Below are 17532 nucleotides of genomic sequence, written 5' to 3'. Positions count from 1 at the left end.
CATCGGCGCCCTTTATTTTGCTTACTTAGTTGTACTCGGCTTGCAGCCGCAGTACCTGGCGGTTGATCTCTGACATCACGCTAAGATGTTGTTTGTCTTTAACGCGAGGCAACATGACTTTGCCTTTATCAAACTCAAACGCGCCAACATCCTTGATATACAACCTTCCTCTAAATAGCGTTTTTACATATTTCGCGATTTGCAGCGGATTATAGCGCTGGAAGATCTTCATGCTGATTAACTCCTGAAAATTTTTTAATACGCTCCGTCGTTACCAAATTTGGCACGAACCCATGAAGCGCAAATGAAGCATAACTATAGAGCATCCTTCGTTGCCGATGTTCCGAAAAAGTGAATTATTTACTGAATTGACACATCATTACAGAATACTCTGTTATCAGCCTCACTAAACCCAGTATAAACCTTCACTCATTATGGAATTGTGGCATAGGTTGCAAACCTGTTAACTCATTGCGACAGACGCATCATCCACGCCTAATATTGCAGGAACATGAACAACTGGTCGGATCACCAAGGAGTTTGACAATGCGTTTGGGACATTCTGTATTAGCACTGGCTTTGCTGCTGCCTGCCCTGGCCTCGGCACATGCATTCAAAACGGGTGAACGCGTGCCTGCCGTGGGCATCAATGACCGGGGAGAGCTGCTTTATCAACAAGATAAGTTTAGCTACAAATCCTGGAATAGCGCGCAGCTGAGTGGAAAAGTACGCGTCATCTTACATATCGCTGGCCGTTCGTCCGCTAAAGAGCAGAATGCAGCGCTGATTGAAGCGATTAAAGCGGCGCATCTGCCGCACGATCGTTATCAAACTACCACCATTGTAAATACCGACGATGCCATTCCTGGCACCGGCATGTTTGTACGCAGCAGTATTGAGAGCAATAAGCAGCAATATCCGTGGTCGCAATTTATTGTCGATAGCAACGGCAGCGCTCGGCAGGCCTGGCAGTTAGAGAAAGGCGGATCGGCGATTGTGATATTGGATAACACCGCGCATGTGCGCTATGCCAAAGATGGGCCGCTAACGCAGGATGAAGTGCAGCAGGCGATGAAGCTGATTCATGAGCTGTTGCAGAAGTAAGGATTATCGGGGTCGCCATTCATGGCGTAATGTTCGTCAGTTAAGACATGGAAAACCTCATTACCGAGAGCACACATTGTAGCGGCGCAATTCATTGCGCGATGAATCGCGCCGCTACGGAAGGTGAGGTGATTTGATACGGCGCTGAACCGATCGGCATTACGCCATCAATGGCGGCCCTATCCAATCTTAAAACAGCGAGACGCGGAAACCGGGATTGAGAAACGACTCACGCGGCGTGTAGTCGAGCGTTTTGCCCTGCCAGTCATGTACATGCGCACCTGCAGCGATCGCCACGGCGTGTCCCGCACCGGTATCCCAGATATTTGTCGGTCCAAAGCGCGGATAAAGCTGCGCGGCGCCTTCTGCCACCAGGCAGAACTTCAACGATGAGCCGATGGAGGTAGTTTGATGCTCGCCCAGCTGATGCAGATATTCTTGTAGCTCGGTATCGCTATCAAAATGCGAACGGCTCACCACCACCAGTGGCGGACGCGCTTCACGCGCATGGATCTGCATCTGCTGGCCGTTCTCTTCTTTCCAGGCTTTACCTTCCGCAGCGGAATACATTACGCCCAGTACCGGCGCATACACCACGCCCAACACCGGCTTACCGCTTTCGATGAGCGCAATATTTACCGTAAACTCGCCGTTGCGTTTGATGAACTCTTTGGTGCCATCCAGCGGATCGACCAGCCAATATTTCTGCCAGTGCTGGCGCACTTCCCAGCCCGGCGGATCTTCTTCTGATAACACCGGAACATCGGGCGTAAGTGAGTTTAGCCCGCTAACAATGACCCGGTGCGCGGCAAGATCGGCCGCCGTAACCGGCGAATCATCCGACTTACGCGTGACATCCACCGGCTCTGCACCGTTATAAACCTGCATAATGGCATCACCCGCTTCACGCGCCAGCTGACAAATTTTATCTAACATTCTGCACCTCTTTTCCGCTGATTCTGCCTGTCAGACATCCACCGCCAACCTGTTCTTATTTTAGCAGTTGTCCTTCGACAGCCTGCGACTGCGCTGTCTGCTACGGCAATCTATATGATTATCAATATCATAGTTCATCAGCTGCGGCTATGGCAGGATGCTGAATGCGCGCTGAGCGCGGCGTATAGCAAGAAATAAGATGGAATTCCGAGCACCATCACAAATTGAAATGATAATTCGTCATCGTTTTACATTATTTTGAGAGGCCCATTGGACCGAACAAGGAGCAAGCGATGTTCAAAGCGAGCATGTCGTTATTGGCGCTGTGTATTTCTGCCGCTACGGTACAGGCTGCTACGGTGGATCTGCGCATTCTGGAAACCACCGATCTGCACAGCAATATGATGGATTTCGATTATTACAAAGATACGCCCACCGAGAAGTTTGGCCTGGTTCGTACCGCGACACTGATTCAGCAGGCGCGCGCTGAAGCGAAGAACAGCCTGCTGGTGGATAACGGCGATATCATTCAGGGAAGTCCGCTGGGTGATTACATGGCGGCGAAGGGGCTAAAACCGGGCGAAGTGCATCCCGTCTATAAGGCAATGAACACGCTGGATTATGTGGTTGGTAACCTGGGCAATCATGAATTCAACTATGGCTTACCGTATCTGCAAAAAGCGCTGGCTGGCGCACGCTTCCCTTACGTCAATGCCAACATTATCGATGAAAAGAGCGGGAAACCGCTGTTTACGCCCTATCTGATCAAAGAAACGACGGTCACGGACCGTGAAGGCAAGCCTCACACGCTAAAAATCGGTTACATCGGCTTCGTTCCACCGCAGATTATGGTGTGGGATCGCAACAATCTGCAGGGAAAAGTGCGAGTTGATGATATTACGGCAACAGCGAAGCGCTATGTGCCGGAAATGCGCGCAAAAGGTGCTGAAATTATCGTCGCTATTCCGCACTCCGGCTTAAGCAGCGAACCCTATCACGCCATGGCCGAAAACTCGGTTTACTACCTAAGCCAGGTTCCAGGCATCAACGCCATCATGTTCGGCCATGCGCATGCCGTGTTCCCGAGCAAAGAATTCGCCGCCATACAAGGCGCTGATATTGCACAAGGCACGCTGAACGGTGTTCCCGCCGTCATGCCCGGCATGTGGGGCGATCATCTTGGCGTGGTTGATTTGGTGCTGAATAATGACGGCGGCAAATGGCAGGTGGCGCAGGGCAAAGCCGAAGCGCGTCCGATTTATGACAGCACGGCGAAAAAATCGCTGGCCGCTGAAGATGCCAACTTAGTAAAAGTGCTGGAACAGGATCACCGTGCCACGCGCGAGTTTGTTGCCAAACCGATCGGCAAATCTGCCGACGTGATGTACAGCTACCTGTCGCTGGTACAGGACGATCCCACGGTGCAGATCGTCAATAACGCGCAGCGCGCTTACGTTGAGCACTTTATTCAGGGCGATCCCGATCTCGGCCGCTTGCCGGTGCTCTCCGCCGCGGCACCGTTTAAAGCCGGTGGTCGTAAGAACGATCCCGCCAGCTACGTAGAAGTGGAGAAAGGCAATCTTACCTTCCGTAACGCTGCCGATCTCTATCTCTACCCCAATACGCTGGTGGTGATGAAAGTCAGCGGGGCGCAGGTGAAAGAGTGGCTGGAGTGTTCCGCCGCGCAGTTCAATCAAATTGATCCGCATAGCAGCAAACCGCAATCGCTGATCAACTGGGATTTCCGCACCTATAACTTCGATGTGATCGATGGCGTGCAGTACCAAATCGATGTAACGCAACCGGCGCGTTACGACGCGGAATGTACGCTGATCAACAAGCAGGCATCGCGTATTAAAGACCTCACCTGGCAAGGCAAGCCGATTGATCCCAATGCCACCTTCCTGGTCGCCACCAATAACTACCGCGCTTATGGCGGTAAGTTTGCCGGCACCGGCGATAAGTATGTCGCGTTTGCTTCACCGGATGAGAACCGCTCGGTGGTTGCCGCTTATATCAGCAGCGAGACCAAAGCGCACGGCGAAGTGAAACCGCAGGCGGATCACAACTGGCGCCTGGCACCGATTAGCAGCACCACGCCGCTGGATATCCGTTTTGAAACCGCACCCGGCGCGAAAGCCACGCAGTTTATTGAACAGCATGCCGATTACCCGATGAAAGCGGTAGGCAGCGATGAGATCGGTTTTGCGCTGTGGCAGGTGGATTTGCAGAAGAAATAGTTGCTACAACCGGGTGGCCAGATGTGTTGCTGGCACCCGGCTCTGATGCAATATCGCCAAAATAATGATGCCTTTCCCGCCTGGCTGGTAGTAAACCATGTGGCTGACATAGGGAAAGCTCAGTACACCTTCAGCAACATCCAGCGCTCTGCTTTTTCCCAAATTCGGCATATCGGCAAGTGTGCGCAACGTTTCCTGCAAACGCTTGAGATAGCTTTTCGATTGCGCATCGCCCCACTTCTGCAGGGTAAACCGGCGAATATCGACGATATCCTGCCGCGCTTCATCCGTGAGCTGAAAAGTAGCCATTTAGTCCAGCAGTTGGTCGAAAAAGGTTTCACCATCGGTCAGTTGCCCGTTGGCAATGTCATTTCTGGCACGGGCAATTTTTTCCTGCACAAATTGCTGCTTCATGGCCTCTATCGCCTGATACTCCTCCGCGGAAATCACGACTGCTACCGGCTTTCCGTTACGGCTAATCTGGACCGGTTCACGCTGCGCTTTCAGTAGCATATCGCCAAATTGGGTTTTGGCTTCATTGGCAGAAAGTAAATACATACCGCACCTTTCGTGTGAATCGTTCGATTCGCACATTATAAGCGCTGATCATTTTAAAACCAGCGCGAACTACAGATATAAAAAAACCGGCATGATGACATGCCGGCTTTAGAGAAGCGGGTTAGCGGCTTACAGAATTTCCAGCAGCTCCACTTCAAACACCAGGGTGCTGAATGGCGGGATGGATGCGCCAGCACCGCGCTCGCCGTACGCGAGGTTGTGTGGAATCGCCAGTTCCCATTTGGAGCCAACCGGCATCAGGGTCAGCGCTTCAATCCAGCCCGCGATAACGCCGCTTACCGGGAATTCCGCCGGCTCGCCGCGCGCCACTGAGCTATCAAACACGGTGCCATCGATCAGTTTGCCGGTGTAATGCACACGGACACGATCCTGACGTGAAGGGATCGGGCCATCGCCTTGGGTGATCACACTGAACTGCAGACCGGTTTCGGTGCTGCTCACGCCTTCGCGCTGCGCGTTCTGCTCGAGGAATTTCTGACCGTCTGCCGCCATGGCTTCTACGCGCTCACGACGCACGCCTTCTGCGCGTTCGTGCACTTCACGCAGCGCGCGATGTACCACATCAACCGGGACGGCAGGTGAGTTCCCTTCCAGCGCGTCGCGCAGGCCGGCGAGCAGTGCTTCTGGCTGCAGACCCTGCAGTCCAGACTCTTGCAACTGCTGGCCTACCTGTAAACCGATACCGTAACTTGCTTGTGATTCGACGCTGTCGAATGAAGGGGTCGTCATCTTGATTCCTTAATCCCGGAGAAAAATAGAACCGGCAGCATACCAGCGCGGGCGGCTGGCGTAAAATCTCGCGCGCCGCAGATGACATTTTCCAGCGAAAGAGAAACAATACACCGGTCAAATTTTTCAATGCTGCCAGGCACTTCCCGTCCGCATTGCCCATACTATAGCTGTGGCGAGGTTTTCACCTGCCACCGTCGGAACAAGAGAGAATACATGGGCCAGATCGCCCCACGACGTCGCAGGACGCGCGCACCGCGTACTTTATTACCTTGGTTGCAACGTTGGCTACCGCGCATTCCGCGTAAAGCAGCCAGCGAGGAGGATTCACGAATGGCTTCCGATCACCCTTCCCGCGTTCCCGCCGCATTACAGCGCGTTTGGCATCTGTTGGATGATGTGCGCTGGATGGACCCGCTGCCCGCTTTGCATCGTCGCGGCATTGTGATTGCGCTGCTGGTGCTGCTGCTGGCGTTTCTCTGGCCGAGCAGCACGCCGCAGTATCCGGTGGAGCGTCCAGCGGATAACACCGGCAAAGAAGTGCCAATGCAGGCGGAGATTTACAATAACAATAATCAGCAGCAGAACACCTCGCCCAAAACCGATTCGCAGGGCGAATGGCGCACTTACAGCGTGGCATCAGGTCAGACGCTGGCGCAGTTGTTCCGCGACAATAATCTGCCGGTGAATGATGTGTTTGCCATGGCGCGAGTGGAAGGTGATGGACAACCGCTGAGTGCGCTGCAGAACGGTCAGCAGGTGAAAATCCGTCAGAACGCACAAGGCGTGGTGACCGGTTTAACGGTAGATGGCAGTAACGGTCCGGTGCTGTTTACACGCCAGCCGGATGGCAGCTTTATCCGCGCCCAGTAAAGCATAAAAACAAAAACGCCGGCACAAGGCCGGCGTTTTCGCATTACCGAGTAAAATTACTCAGCAACTACATTCACAACCAGTTTAGCGAAGACTTCGCTATGAACCTGGAAGTCAACTTCGTGCTCACCGGTGGTGCGCAGAACGCCGTTCGGCAGACGAACTTCGCTCTTAGACACTTCAACGCCAGCGGCAGTAACTGCACCAGCGATGTCGCGCGTACCGATGGAACCGAACAGTTTGCCGTCGTCGCCAGCTTTAGACGCGATGGTTACGTTGCCCAGTGCGTTGATTTTCTCTGCACGTGCGTTAGCAGCAGCCAGAACGTCAGCCAGTTTGGCTTCCAGTTCAGCGCGACGCGCTTCGAAGAACTCAACGTTTTTCTTGGTAGCAGGAACAGCTTTACCCTGTGGAACCAGGAAGTTACGAGCATAGCCCGCTTTAACGCTAACCTGATCACCCAGGCTGCCCAGGTTTGCTACTTTATCAAGCAGAATAACTTGCATTACCTTATCCTCTTAAAGTCGTTAATGGACAACTACCGATTACTGATGACGATCAGTGTACGGAAGCAGGGACAGGTAGCGAGCGCGCTTGATGCAACGAGCGAGCTGGCGCTGGTATTTTGCACGAGTACCGGTAATACGGCTCGGGACAATTTTACCGCTTTCGGTAATGTAGTTTTTCAGTGTAGCGATATCTTTGTAATCAATCTCTACAACGCCTTCCGCGGTGAAACGGCAGAACTTGCGACGACGGAAATAACGTGCCATTTGGCTAGTCTCCAGAATCTATCAAATCAATCTGCTCGGCATGTAACACCATTCTACTCTGACCATTGCGTGCCTGATGGCAGCTAATAAAGCCTTCGAGAGTGAGTTGCGTGCCGACCGTTATATGTTGAGTAATCACCTGATGGGTGCTGCCGCTGATAATCACCGGCATTTGACACCAGGCTTGCCGGTGGAAACCGGCCTCCTCCTGCACAGAACGATGCTCAAGCACGAACTGGCAATGAGGTATCCCTGACGGACTGACTTTTCGAACCGGCGTCTTGCACACAGTGCCAGACAGGCGCAGTCGATTTGCCGTCATGACGGATTACTCTTCAGAATCCCCAGCATCTGAGTCATCAGCCGATTCGTTAGCAAAGTCTTCGCGGCGATCACGACGCTCGTCTTTAGCTTTAACCATCGGAGATGCTTCAGTTACCGCGTGCTTAACGCGCATAACCATGCTGCGGATAACGGCGTCGTTGAAGCGGAAGTTAGTTTCCAGCTCGTCAATCACTTCCTGCGGCGCTTCTACGTTCAGCAGAACATAGTGAGCTTTGTGCAGTTTGTTGATTGGGTAAGCCAGCTGACGGCGGCCCCAGTCTTCCAGACGGTGAATCGTGCCCTGTGCACCGGTGATAGCACCAGTGTAACGCTCGATCATACCTGGAACCTGTTCGCTCTGGTCAGGGTGGACCATAAATACGATTTCGTAATGACGCATCGATAGCTCCTTACGGATTATTCAGCCTCCTGTCGGGGTCAGCTGCGGCCCACGGAAGCAAGGAACGTTATAGGTTGTGAATCATTCAATAAATGAAACACACCTCTGAATGCAGCTGAAAAATTGACGCGTAATCATACTGGCGTCCCCGCAGAAACTCAAGCGCACAATTCATCAAATAGCGACTATCGTGCCAGCTGATGCTGCTTTTTGTGCTAAGTGTTGAGATTCATTGCGTTAGCAGACGCTTCATCAAATTCTCTGAAGAAAGCGTTCAGCAGGACGATCTGGCGGCAAGCTGGTTAAGCACTACACTAGTTACAGGCGCAACGATTTAACCATTTCGTAACGTCTGAGAGTGTAATCCCTGGAGTGAGGAGTCGATTATGAAAATCATCATTTTCGCCACTTTACTGGGTCTCTTCCTGTCTACCCCCGCTTTTGCCAGCTCCGCTGACCAGGCGTTGCAGATGAGAAGTCACAACAGCAACGCGGCATCAGGCTATGTCTACGTTAATCGTTTGGATGCGCCTGCAAGCAGTAACCCTGTCAGTGCTAATACCAGCGCCGCCGAACGGTTGTCGTCAGAACTTTAGTGCGGCTTATCGCAACGGGTTGGCGTCAATCACGCCAACCCGCTTTAGTTTATAAATGATGTTTAAAGAAGCTGACCAGCGCCGTCAGGGCCGAAGGCGTGATTTTATGGCCGATATGCTTCTCAGAAAGTGAGGTCAAGTGTTGATCGAGCTCCGCGTCACGTAACGCTTTGTCTAGCCGCACCGTTTCGGCAAAGGGCACCACTTCATCCGCTTCGCCGTGCCACAGCAGTAATGGCCGATTCGCCAGTTTTTGTAACTGTTCGCTGGGATCATAGGGTGCCAGCGGAGCTAAACGCGCGGCAAAGGTCTCTTTCTGTTCTGGCGTACGGGCCACCAGCGGCGGAAACAGCGTATGACTGAGCTGCATGAAATAGCCGGAGCCCATCAAACACGCCACGCTATGAATCTGTGGGTAGCGCGCCATTGCGCCGAGCGCGGTCATGCCGCCCATCGATGCGCCCGCCACGGCAAAACGCTCATCGGCAATCCAGTCATTCTCACGCAGCGCCGCTTCCAGCACCGCCACTTCATCAATGTTCTGTTTAAGGATGTCCCAGAAGTGCGTGTTTCGCATTTCGGTATCGCCGTTATAGCGCGCACCGTGCATATCTGCATCGGGCATGATGACGCGGAAACCGGCCTGCGCCAGCGCCACGGCAAAGTAACTGTAAACCTCTTTCGAAGAGGTAAACCCGTGGTAGAACAATACCGTAGGTAAACGTGCTTGCCGCTGCCCGGTCGGTGCCGCGTGAATACATTCGATACCGGCCAGATTCTCCGTTGCCAACTCAATCATACCGCCTCCATTGAGAATGATTATCACTGGACTCAGTGTAAGCGCTACCGGACAAAATGCGAGCCACTTCACATTAAGTTGTAATAATTTCTGCCCTAAACATTTAGCGCGCTTTGCCGTTGATCTTGTACCCCTCCAATAATCTCAAAAGGTACTTTATGCAGCGTCTTTCTCTCAGCGCCATGAGTCTCGGAATTAAGCTGTCTGTATTGACGTCTTTGAGCGTGGCAATTGTGCTCTTTACGTTGACCCTTACCCTAAGCCATAACGCGGCCCGTCAGCTGGAGCAGCTGGCGACCGATGATATGCAGAATCAGGTGCAGGGCATTAATGAAATGGCCACCATGTTCAACGCCACGCTATCGGAAGAAGTGGCAAATTACACCAAACTGTTCCAGAGCTTTCTGCCAAAACGCTTTAGTCGCGACGAAAGTGAACGCATTCAGGTGGGTGAATTCAGTACGCCAACGCTACGTGCCGGGCTGAAAACCCTCAATCTCGACCAGATTGCCGTGGATGATTTCCTCGATCGCACCGGCGCGGTCTCCACCGTTTTCGTGCGTGACGGCGAGGATTATGTGCGTATTTCCACCTCGCTGAAAAAAGAGGATGGCAGCCGGGCGATTGGCACCAAACTGGATCGCAGCAGTGCCGCCTGGCGCAGTGTGAATCAGGGCGCGGTATATCGTGGCCTGGCAACGCTGTTCGGCCATCGTTACATCACGCAGTATCAGCCGGTGCAGGATAGCAGCGGTGCGGTGATCGCTATCCTGTTCGTGGGCGTGCAGATCGATGCGCAATACGCGCTGATGCGCGACAAAGTGCTGGCGCGTCATTTAGGCGACAGCGGCACCTTCTCGGTGCTCAATGGTGCGCCGGGCAGCAGCCAGGGACAATATCTGTTTGATCGTCAATCTGAAGGCAAACTGCCGCGCTGGGATCAGGCCACACAAAAGCAGCTGCTTAGCCAACCGAAGGGATTAGTCGCGGTTGAACTTGAGGGCGAAACCAAACTGCTGGCGTGGCAGCAGCTGCCGGGCTGGAACTGGATCATCGTCAGTGAGGTGAGCCGTGCCAGCCTGCTGGCGCCCATCACGCACAGCCGTAACCTGTTTATGGCGATTGGCCTGGCGCTGGTGGTTGCGTTTGCGCTTGGCTTTATGTGGTACAGCCGCCGCGCCATTACACGTCCGCTGCAGCAGGTCATTCATCTGGCGGAACAGTACGCCGCCGGTAATTTGCAGGCGCATCTTGACTCCACGCGTCGTGATGAGATCGGTCAGCTGGTTAGCGCCATCAACGGCATTGGCGATGGATTGGAAAAAGTCGTCAGCCAGGTGCGCTCGGCCGCGCGTGAGATCAGCAGCGGCACCGACACTATCGCCGCCAGCAGCTCCAGCATTAGCGAGCAGATTGGCCGCCAGGCCAGCAGCGTGGAAGAAACCTCGGCCAGCATGGAGCAGTTTGGCGCTACGGTGGCACAAACCGCCGCCAACGTGCGTCAGGCCATGGCACTGGTGGGTGAAGCAGCCAATACCGTCAATCACGGCGGCAGCACCGTAGCGCGCTCGGTGGAAACCATGTCGGAGATCCGCGTTGCGTCGCAGAGCATCGCCGATATCACCCACGTTATTGAGTCGATCGCATTTCAGACCAACATCCTGGCACTGAACGCCGCGGTTGAAGCGGCGCGTGCCGGTGAACACGGTAAAGGTTTTGCGGTTGTCGCTGCTGAAGTGCGTGCGCTGGCGCAGCGCAGTGCCAATGCCGCGAAAGAGATTGATGGGTTGATCGCCAGCTCAATCGATAAAGTGGCGGCCGGGCATACGCTGTCGGAGCAAACGCGCGATGCGATGAGCCATATCGTCAATCACATTGAGCAGGTTAAAACGTTGATGGGAGAGATCAATATTGCCGCACAGGAGCAGGCGGCAGGTATTGGCCAGGTGAATCTGGCGATGAATCACATCAGCCAGGCAACCCATCAAAGTAGCGATATGATTAATCAGTCAGAATCCACCGCCAATCATCTGAGTCAGAAAGGTCACCATCTGACCCAGCTGGTGAGCATTTTTCATCTGAAGGACTAAAACTGCTGGGAAGATGGCATACACTTGAACCATCTTCCCCCTTCTGGAATTGCCATGCGTACTCTCTTTCTGGTGTTAACGCTGCTGCTCAGCGGCTGCGCTGCTTTCACCACCACGCCACAAGCCCCGCCGCCGCCAAGTCATCAGGCGCAGGAAATTTCGCGTGCGCAGAGTTATGGATTGCCGAAGCTCGGCACTATCACTGCCACCACGCGCGGCTCGCCGGATGATGCGCAGCGCGCCATCGCAGCCAAAGCCAATCAGGCCGGTGCGGTTTATTATCAGATTCTGATGCTGGATGAGACCACCATTCCCAGCTTCTGGTACGCCACCGCCATTCTGTATGGCGCACCTTCAAGCGGCACTGGCGCGCAGCAGTAAGCGTGCGCAAAGATCGTCACTTAACGCGCGTTTACCGCGCATATCGAGGTGCTGCTGACACCAGCTATCGGCCAGCGGCGGCTCAGCGACTTTCAGCAGAATTGCCGCGCTGCCCAGCAGATACAGCTCACGCGTGATGTCGCGTGCTTGCCCTTCGCGCGCGTGAGCAAGCTGTAAACGCAGCTGTCGCCAGCGACGATCGAAATGGCGATTACTGCCTTTTACCGCATCAAACTCATCGTGCAGCATGGTTATCACTTCTGAATGACGATCCATTACGCGCAGTACATCAAGGCACATCACGTTGCCAGAACCCTCCCAGATGCTGTTGACGGGCATCTCTCGATATAGCCTTGGCAGCTCGCTCTGTTCGCAATAGCCGATGCCGCCCAGCACTTCCATCGCTTCCGCCACAAACGGCATCCCCGCCTGACAGACGGCAAATTTGGCGGCAGGGGTGAACAAACGCGCATATAAGCGTTCATGTTCGCTGGCGGGCGATGACCAGGCACGTGCCAGACGCATCAACAGCGCAGTTTGTCCCTCCAGCTGCAGTGCCTGCTGCGCCAGCACTGCATGCATCAGCGGCTGATCGATAAGGTTTTTGCCCATCACCTGGCGCTGCTGCGCATGGTGTACGGCAATTGACAGCGCGCGGCGCATTTGGCCGTGGCTGCCCAGCGCGCAGTCGAAGCGCGTCATGCCGCCCATTTTCAGGATCAGCCGTACGCCGTCGCCCTCTTCGCCCATCAACCAGCCAATGGCATCCTGAAACTCGACTTCGGCACTGGCGTTGGAGCGATTGCCCAGTTTGTCTTTGAGACGCTCGAGGCGAATAGCGTTACGCGTACCGTCCGGCAGCAGGCGCGGCAGGAAGAAGCAACTCAGCCCTTGTGGCGTTTGCGCCAGAACCAGATGCGCATCGCTCTGCGGTACCGAGAAGAACCATTTGTGGCCGGTAATACGATACGCCTGACCGGCACCACGCACACCTAACGGCTCAGCGCGCGTGGTGTTGCTCAGCACATCGGTGCCTCCCTGTTTTTCCGTCATGCCCATGCCTATCAGCAGGCCGCGTTTCTTATTGCCCGGCAGGTGATGCGCGTCATAACGATCGCTGAGCAGCGTTTCGCGCCAGTCAGCATAGGGTTCAGGCAGATGATTTTGCAGCAGCGGAATGGCGGCATGCGTCATGGTGACGGGACAAAGCGAGCCTGCTTCAACTTGCGCATGCAGGATAAATCGCGCGGCACGTGCCACCATCGCATGTGGCTGCACGTCGGGTTGCCAGCTGAGATTGTGCAGTCGGCTGGCACACAATCCCTGCATCAGCAGATGCCAGGCCGGATGAAAACGCACTTCGTCGAGACGTTCACCGCGCGCATCGTAACGCAGCAGCTCCGGCGATTCGACGTTGGCCAGGCGGCCTAGTTCCAGCGATTCAGCGCTGCCAAGTTGCAGGCCCACTGAAGCCAGCCATTCACGGTCCCAGCTAGCACCTTCGCGTGCAACCGCCTCACACAAGGCGATATCACGCGTAAACAGGTTACTGTTGCTGAGCGGATGGGGTTGATTGAATACGGTGTGAGTGGTCCAAATCATAAATATCCCCGTCATACTTCGAGCTACAGGTGCGTTGGCTGCGTGTGTTCACCCCAGTCACTTACTGATGTAAGCTCCTGGGGACTCACGCACTTGCCGCCTTCCTGTAACTCGAATTATTTAGGGTATAAGTATGTCGCTGTTTTGCAGTTATGCCCGGCCTGGAAAATTTTTTGCGGCGGGGATCACGCCTGACGCTGACGAACGGCTTCGAACAGACATACGCCAGTGGCCACTGACACGTTCAGTGACGATACGCTGCCTGCCATAGGGATGCTGATCAGCTCATCGCAATGTTCACGCGTCAATCGACGCATACCTTCACCTTCAGCCCCCATCACCAGCGCCATCGGGCCAGTCATTTTGCTTTGGTAAACGGTATGATCGGCTTCACCCGCGGTGCCGACTACCCAAATGTTGTATTCCTGCAGCAAACGCAGGGTACGTGCCAGGTTGGTGACGCGAATCAAAGGCACGTTTTCTGCCGCGCCGCTCGCCACTTTTTTCGCCGTGGCATTCAGCGGAGCTGCGCGGTCTTTCGGCACGATGACCGCATGCACGCCAGCGGCATCAGCGCTACGCAGGCAAGCACCGAGATTATGCGGGTCGGTAACGCCATCCAGCACCAGCAGGAACGGCTTTTCCAGGCTCTGCAGCAGATCCGGCAGATCGCCTTCCTGGTACTGCTTGCCCGGCTTAACGCGCGCCACAATACCCTGATGTACGCCGCCTTCAACCTGGCTATCCAGCCATTGGCGATTGGCAACCTGTACCGGAATACCCTGAGCTTCCAGTGCGAGGATCAGCGGTTGCAGGCGACGATCTTCGCGGCCTTTAAGGATAAAGACTTCCTGAAAACGCTGCGGATCGCGCTCCAGCAGCGCCTGCACGCTATGAATACCAAAAATTATTTCACTCATTACTTTGCTCAAGGTTGGAGATGAATCATGAAGAGATCGGCCGTTATTCAGGTGCGCATAAATGCGCACCCTACGAAAACACGTTGCTGGTGTGTTAGGTCGCCGTCAAATGCGACCACACAATCAGGCTTCGCCTGTTTGCTTCTTCGACGCGCGCCTGGACTTAGTGGCGGCGGCGATTTTACGGGTTTTCTCCGAGACTTTTTTGCCTTTTTTCTCGGTTTTAGCCGGTTTTTCAGCAGCCGCAGGCTTTTTCTTCTCGCCGCGGAACGCTGAATCAGGTTCAAAAGTCCCCTTCTTACCGGCGTCACGACGGCGTTTGGCCGGTGGCTTGCCGCCGCGTTTCTCACGCTCGCGCTCGGTTTTGCCTTCGCCGCGCGGTACACGCTTGCTGGAGATCAGCGCGAAGTCGATTTTACGCTCATCCATATGCACCGCATCAACGCGCACTTCAACCGCATCGCCAAGACGATAGGTACGACCGCCGGATTCACCAATCAGACGCTGGCCTACCGCATCGAAGCGATAATAGTCGTTATCCAGCGACGAAACGTGCACCAAGCCATCGATAAACAGATCGTTAAGACGGACGAAGAAACCAAAACCGGTCACGCTGGAGATCACACCGCTGAACACGTTGCCGACCTGATCTTGCATGAAGTCGCACTTCAGCCAATCGGCGACATCGCGCGTGGCTTCATCAGCACGACGCTCGGTCATCGAACAGTGTTGGCCAAGCTGCAGCATCTGCTGCATATCGTAGTGATAGCCGCCGGTCGGCGTGGTGATGCCATCCACTTCACCCCGCTCTTTCGCCAGCAAATATTTGATGGCGCGATGCAGCAGCAAATCGGGATAGCGGCGAATCGGTGAGGTAAAGTGCGCATAAGACGCCAGCGCCAGACCGAAGTGACCACGGTTTTCCGGGTCATAAACTGCCTGCTTCATTGAACGCAGCAGCATGGTTTGCAGCATTTCTGCATCTGGACGATCGGCCACTTGCTTCAGCAGGTCGGCATAATCAGTCGGGTGCGGCTTGGCACCGCCCGGCAGGCTTAAGCCCAGTTCGTTGAGTACGGTGCGGAAACTTTTGATGCTGTCTTCGCTTGGACGATCGTGATCGCGGAACAGTGCAGGCTCTTCATTTTTCTCAACAAAACGCGCTGAGGCAATGTTGGCGAGAATCATGCACTCTTCAATCAGCTTGTGCGCATCGTTGCGTGAAGTGCGCTCCACGCGCTCAATGCGACGCTCGGCGTTGAAGATAAACTTGGCTTCATCGGTCTCAAACGAAATGCCACCACGCTGCTCACGTGCGGTTTCCAGCACCTGATACATGTTGTGCAATTCATGCAGATGGGGCACCTGCGCCGCGTATTGTTCACGCAGATCGGCATCGCCTTGCAGAATGTTCCACACTTTGTTGTAGGTCAGTCGCGCGTGGGAGTTCATCACCGCTTCATAGTGTTTGAAGCCGGTGAGTTTGCCGCTGGAGGAGATGGTCATCTCGCACACCATGCACAGACGATCAACCTGTGGATTCAGCGAGCACAAGCCGTTGGAGAGAATCTCCGGCAGCATTGGAATAACCTGCGACGGGAAATAGACGGACGTGCCGCGCTGATGCGCTTCATCATCGAGCGGCGTGCCGGGACGGACGTAATAGCTCACATCGGCAATCGCTACCCACAAACGCCAGCCGCCACCGCGCTTCTTCTCGCAGAAAACGGCGTCGTCAAAGTCGCGCGCATCTTCACCATCAATGGTGACCAGCGGCAGGTTACGCAAATCAACGCGCCCTTTCTTCGCCTCTTCCGGTACTTCTTCTTTCAGCTTGGCGATCTGCTTTTCCACTTCTTCCGGCCAGCTGTGCGGAATTTCATGGGTGCGCACCGCCATATCCACGGCAAGGCTGGTTCCCATATCATCGCCGAGCAGCTCGGTAATTTTGCCGAGCGCTTTGCTGCGACGCGTGGCGCGTTGCGTGATCTCAACTACCACCACTGAACCCATGCGCGCGTTGAGCGTTTCTTCTTGTGGGATCAGGATGTCGAAGCTCAGACGGCTGTCATCAGGTACCACAAATCCCGTGCCCGCATCGGTGAAGTAGCGACCAACAATTTGGCTGTTGCGCGGCTCGAGAACGCGTACCACACGCGCTTCACGACGACCTTTACGATCGGCGCTGCCCGGCTGCGCCAGAATAACGTCGCCATGCAGGCAGAATTTCATCTGTTCGGCAGAGAGATAGAAATCATCTTTCTGTCCCTCCACGCGCAGGAAGCCATAGCCATCGCGGTGGCCAATCACTTTACCGCGAATGAGATCGAGACGTTCTGGCAGGGCGTAACATTGACGGCGAGTAAACACCAACTGACCATCGCGCTCCATGGCACGTAGACGACGGCGCAGCGCTTCCAGCTGCTCTTCGCTGGTGATATTCAGTTCCTGCGCGATGTCATCGCGGCTGGTCGGTTTTTCCCGTTTCTCTAACAGCGCCAGAATGAATTCACGGCTGGGAATAGGGTTTTCGTATTTTTCAGCTTCTCTATCCTGAAAAGGATCTTTTGACATTACGGTTCCTCCGATGTCATTTAATTTGGATTGCCACCGGCGGTTCGGACAATAAAAGTTGGTACAGCGCATCGTTATCTTTGACCAAATCGGCCAGCGTATATTTATCCAGCTCCTTGAGGAATAACTGGACCGCATCGTGCAATGCTTTACGCAAACGACAAGCTGGCGTGATGACACACTCGTTGCAGTTCACGAGCTGCAGTGGCTCCATTTTTCGTACCACTTCGCCAATCACGATTTTTTCCGGGTTCATGCCTAAACGAATTCCGCCGTTTTTACCGCGTGTTGCGGCGACAAAGCCAGCCCGGCTGAGTTGATTGATGATTTTGACCATATGGTTACGCGACACCCCGTAGGTATCGGTGACTTCGGTAATGTTGGTCTGCTTACCTTCCGGTAACGTCGCCATATAAATCAGCGCACGCAAACCATAATCGGTAAAACTTGTTAGCTGCACATATACCTCAGTGAATCATCGGTCGTTATGACTATGCGCCGGTCGGCGTGATGTTTAAGTATGATGATAAACCAGAGCGTGGTGGCCGGTGCGTTTTTTTCCGGCAAGTATCGATATTTGCAAGAAAAAATAGAGTGAGTGGAGTCAAAGAT

The 17532-nt window shown here is 54.3% G+C and carries 20 protein-coding genes; 6 read left to right on the top strand and 14 right to left on the bottom strand.

Translation table 11 applies throughout. The features are described from left to right. Positions 1–25 precede the first annotated feature (25 nt). Positions 26–232, bottom strand: a complete 207-nt coding sequence (locus ACIP6T_RS17675) for a DUF1107 domain-containing protein (protein WP_007892150.1) — start codon at positions 230–232, stop codon at positions 26–28. A gap of 314 nt (positions 233–546) precedes the next feature. Here ACIP6T_RS17675 and ACIP6T_RS17670 point away from each other — a divergent pair, with 314 nt between their 5' ends. After that, complete coding sequence (locus ACIP6T_RS17670; protein ID WP_097095904.1) at positions 547–1104, top strand: YtfJ family protein; 558 nt, start codon at positions 547–549, stop codon at positions 1102–1104. 189 nt (positions 1105–1293) lie between these two features. Here ACIP6T_RS17670 and cysQ read toward each other — a convergent pair whose 3' ends face one another. Beyond that, a complete protein-coding gene (gene cysQ, locus ACIP6T_RS17665; protein ID WP_400458229.1) occupies positions 1294–2040 on the bottom strand; it encodes a 3'(2'),5'-bisphosphate nucleotidase CysQ in 747 nt (248 codons plus the stop codon). 293 nt (positions 2041–2333) lie between these two features. Between cysQ and ACIP6T_RS17660 the strand changes: the two genes are divergently transcribed. Beyond that, complete coding sequence (locus ACIP6T_RS17660) at positions 2334–4280, top strand: bifunctional 2',3'-cyclic-nucleotide 2'-phosphodiesterase/3'-nucleotidase (protein WP_400458228.1); 1947 nt, start codon at positions 2334–2336, stop codon at positions 4278–4280. 3 nt (positions 4281–4283) lie between these two features. On the opposite strand, the gene ACIP6T_RS17655 is transcribed toward ACIP6T_RS17660, so the two are convergent. The 3 genes from ACIP6T_RS17655 to fklB form a co-directional block, all read right to left on the bottom strand. Continuing rightward, positions 4284–4589 (bottom strand): type II toxin-antitoxin system RelE/ParE family toxin, encoded by a 306-nt coding sequence (locus ACIP6T_RS17655; protein ID WP_097095901.1) that lies wholly within the window; start codon positions 4587–4589, stop codon positions 4284–4286. Beyond that, positions 4590–4838 (bottom strand): type II toxin-antitoxin system Phd/YefM family antitoxin, encoded by a 249-nt coding sequence (locus tag ACIP6T_RS17650; RefSeq protein ID WP_097095900.1) that lies wholly within the window; start codon positions 4836–4838, stop codon positions 4590–4592. Positions 4839–4967: 129 nt separating this feature from the next. Then, positions 4968–5588: an FKBP-type peptidyl-prolyl cis-trans isomerase gene (gene fklB, locus ACIP6T_RS17645; RefSeq protein ID WP_097095899.1), complete on the bottom strand. Its 621-nt coding sequence runs from the start codon at positions 5586–5588 to the stop codon at positions 4968–4970. A 216-nt stretch (positions 5589–5804) separates the two neighbouring features. On the opposite strand from fklB, the gene ACIP6T_RS17640 reads away from it, so the two are divergent. Further along, positions 5805–6461 carry a LysM-like peptidoglycan-binding domain-containing protein gene (locus tag ACIP6T_RS17640; protein WP_345828162.1) on the top strand — a complete coding sequence of 219 codons (657 nt, stop codon included), beginning with the start codon at positions 5805–5807 and terminating at the stop codon, positions 6459–6461. Between the two features lie 56 nt (positions 6462–6517). Here the strand turns inward: ACIP6T_RS17640 and rplI are convergent, their stop codons facing one another. Genes rplI through rpsF form a run of 4 tightly spaced genes read right to left on the bottom strand, consistent with a single transcriptional unit; the run spans position 6518 to position 7958 of the window. Next, positions 6518–6967, bottom strand: a complete 450-nt coding sequence (rplI, locus tag ACIP6T_RS17635; RefSeq protein WP_097095898.1) for a 50S ribosomal protein L9 — start codon at positions 6965–6967, stop codon at positions 6518–6520. A gap of 39 nt (positions 6968–7006) precedes the next feature. After that, a complete protein-coding gene (rpsR, locus tag ACIP6T_RS17630; protein ID WP_002210155.1) occupies positions 7007–7234 on the bottom strand; it encodes a 30S ribosomal protein S18 in 228 nt (75 codons plus the stop codon). 4 nt (positions 7235–7238) lie between these two features. Beyond that, positions 7239–7556 (bottom strand): primosomal replication protein N, encoded by a 318-nt coding sequence (gene priB, locus ACIP6T_RS17625; protein ID WP_007892027.1) that lies wholly within the window; start codon positions 7554–7556, stop codon positions 7239–7241. Positions 7557–7562: 6 nt separating this feature from the next. Beyond that, positions 7563–7958, bottom strand: a complete 396-nt coding sequence (rpsF, locus tag ACIP6T_RS17620) for a 30S ribosomal protein S6 (RefSeq protein WP_007892026.1) — start codon at positions 7956–7958, stop codon at positions 7563–7565. 386 nt (positions 7959–8344) lie between these two features. Here rpsF and ACIP6T_RS17615 point away from each other — a divergent pair, with 386 nt between their 5' ends. Further along, entirely contained in the window at positions 8345–8554 is a 210-nt protein-coding gene (locus ACIP6T_RS17615) for a hypothetical protein (RefSeq protein WP_400458226.1), read from the top strand. 49 nt (positions 8555–8603) lie between these two features. Here ACIP6T_RS17615 and yjfP read toward each other — a convergent pair whose 3' ends face one another. Then, positions 8604–9353 carry an esterase gene (gene yjfP / locus ACIP6T_RS17610; RefSeq protein ID WP_345828158.1) on the bottom strand — a complete coding sequence of 250 codons (750 nt, stop codon included), beginning with the start codon at positions 9351–9353 and terminating at the stop codon, positions 8604–8606. A 158-nt stretch (positions 9354–9511) separates the two neighbouring features. On the opposite strand from yjfP, the gene ACIP6T_RS17605 reads away from it, so the two are divergent. Beyond that, positions 9512–11443, top strand: coding sequence for a methyl-accepting chemotaxis protein (locus ACIP6T_RS17605; RefSeq protein ID WP_097095894.1), 1932 nt, complete (start codon positions 9512–9514; stop codon positions 11441–11443). A 54-nt stretch (positions 11444–11497) separates the two neighbouring features. Beyond that, entirely contained in the window at positions 11498–11824 is a 327-nt protein-coding gene (gene bsmA / locus ACIP6T_RS17600) for a biofilm peroxide resistance protein BsmA (protein WP_097095893.1), read from the top strand. On the opposite strand, the gene ACIP6T_RS17595 is transcribed toward bsmA, so the two are convergent. The 4 genes from ACIP6T_RS17595 to nsrR all read right to left on the bottom strand — a co-directional run bounded on the left by ACIP6T_RS17595 (position 11798) and on the right by nsrR (position 17380). Then, positions 11798–13426: an isovaleryl-CoA dehydrogenase gene (locus ACIP6T_RS17595; RefSeq protein ID WP_400458225.1), complete on the bottom strand. Its 1629-nt coding sequence runs from the start codon at positions 13424–13426 to the stop codon at positions 11798–11800. The two genes, bsmA and ACIP6T_RS17595, sit on opposite strands and share 27 nt — an antisense overlap. A gap of 185 nt (positions 13427–13611) precedes the next feature. Further along, a complete protein-coding gene (gene rlmB, locus ACIP6T_RS17590) occupies positions 13612–14346 on the bottom strand; it encodes a 23S rRNA (guanosine(2251)-2'-O)-methyltransferase RlmB (protein WP_097095891.1) in 735 nt (244 codons plus the stop codon). 123 nt (positions 14347–14469) lie between these two features. Then, the gene (gene rnr / locus ACIP6T_RS17585; RefSeq protein ID WP_400458224.1) at positions 14470–16920 is read right to left on the bottom strand and encodes a ribonuclease R; all 2451 of its coding nucleotides are present in this window, start codon (positions 16918–16920) and stop codon (positions 14470–14472) included. Positions 16921–16936: 16 nt separating this feature from the next. Continuing rightward, positions 16937–17380 carry a nitric oxide-sensing transcriptional repressor NsrR gene (gene nsrR, locus ACIP6T_RS17580; RefSeq protein ID WP_097095889.1) on the bottom strand — a complete coding sequence of 148 codons (444 nt, stop codon included), beginning with the start codon at positions 17378–17380 and terminating at the stop codon, positions 16937–16939. Positions 17381–17532: the final 152 nt, after the last annotated feature.

This window comes from Pantoea sp. NPDC088449, assembly GCF_044753225.1.
Classification (GTDB): domain Bacteria; phylum Pseudomonadota; class Gammaproteobacteria; order Enterobacterales; family Enterobacteriaceae; genus Pantoea; species Pantoea floridensis.
Note: the sequence above shows the minus strand (reverse complement) of the source record. Positions and strands in the feature narration are given on the sequence as shown.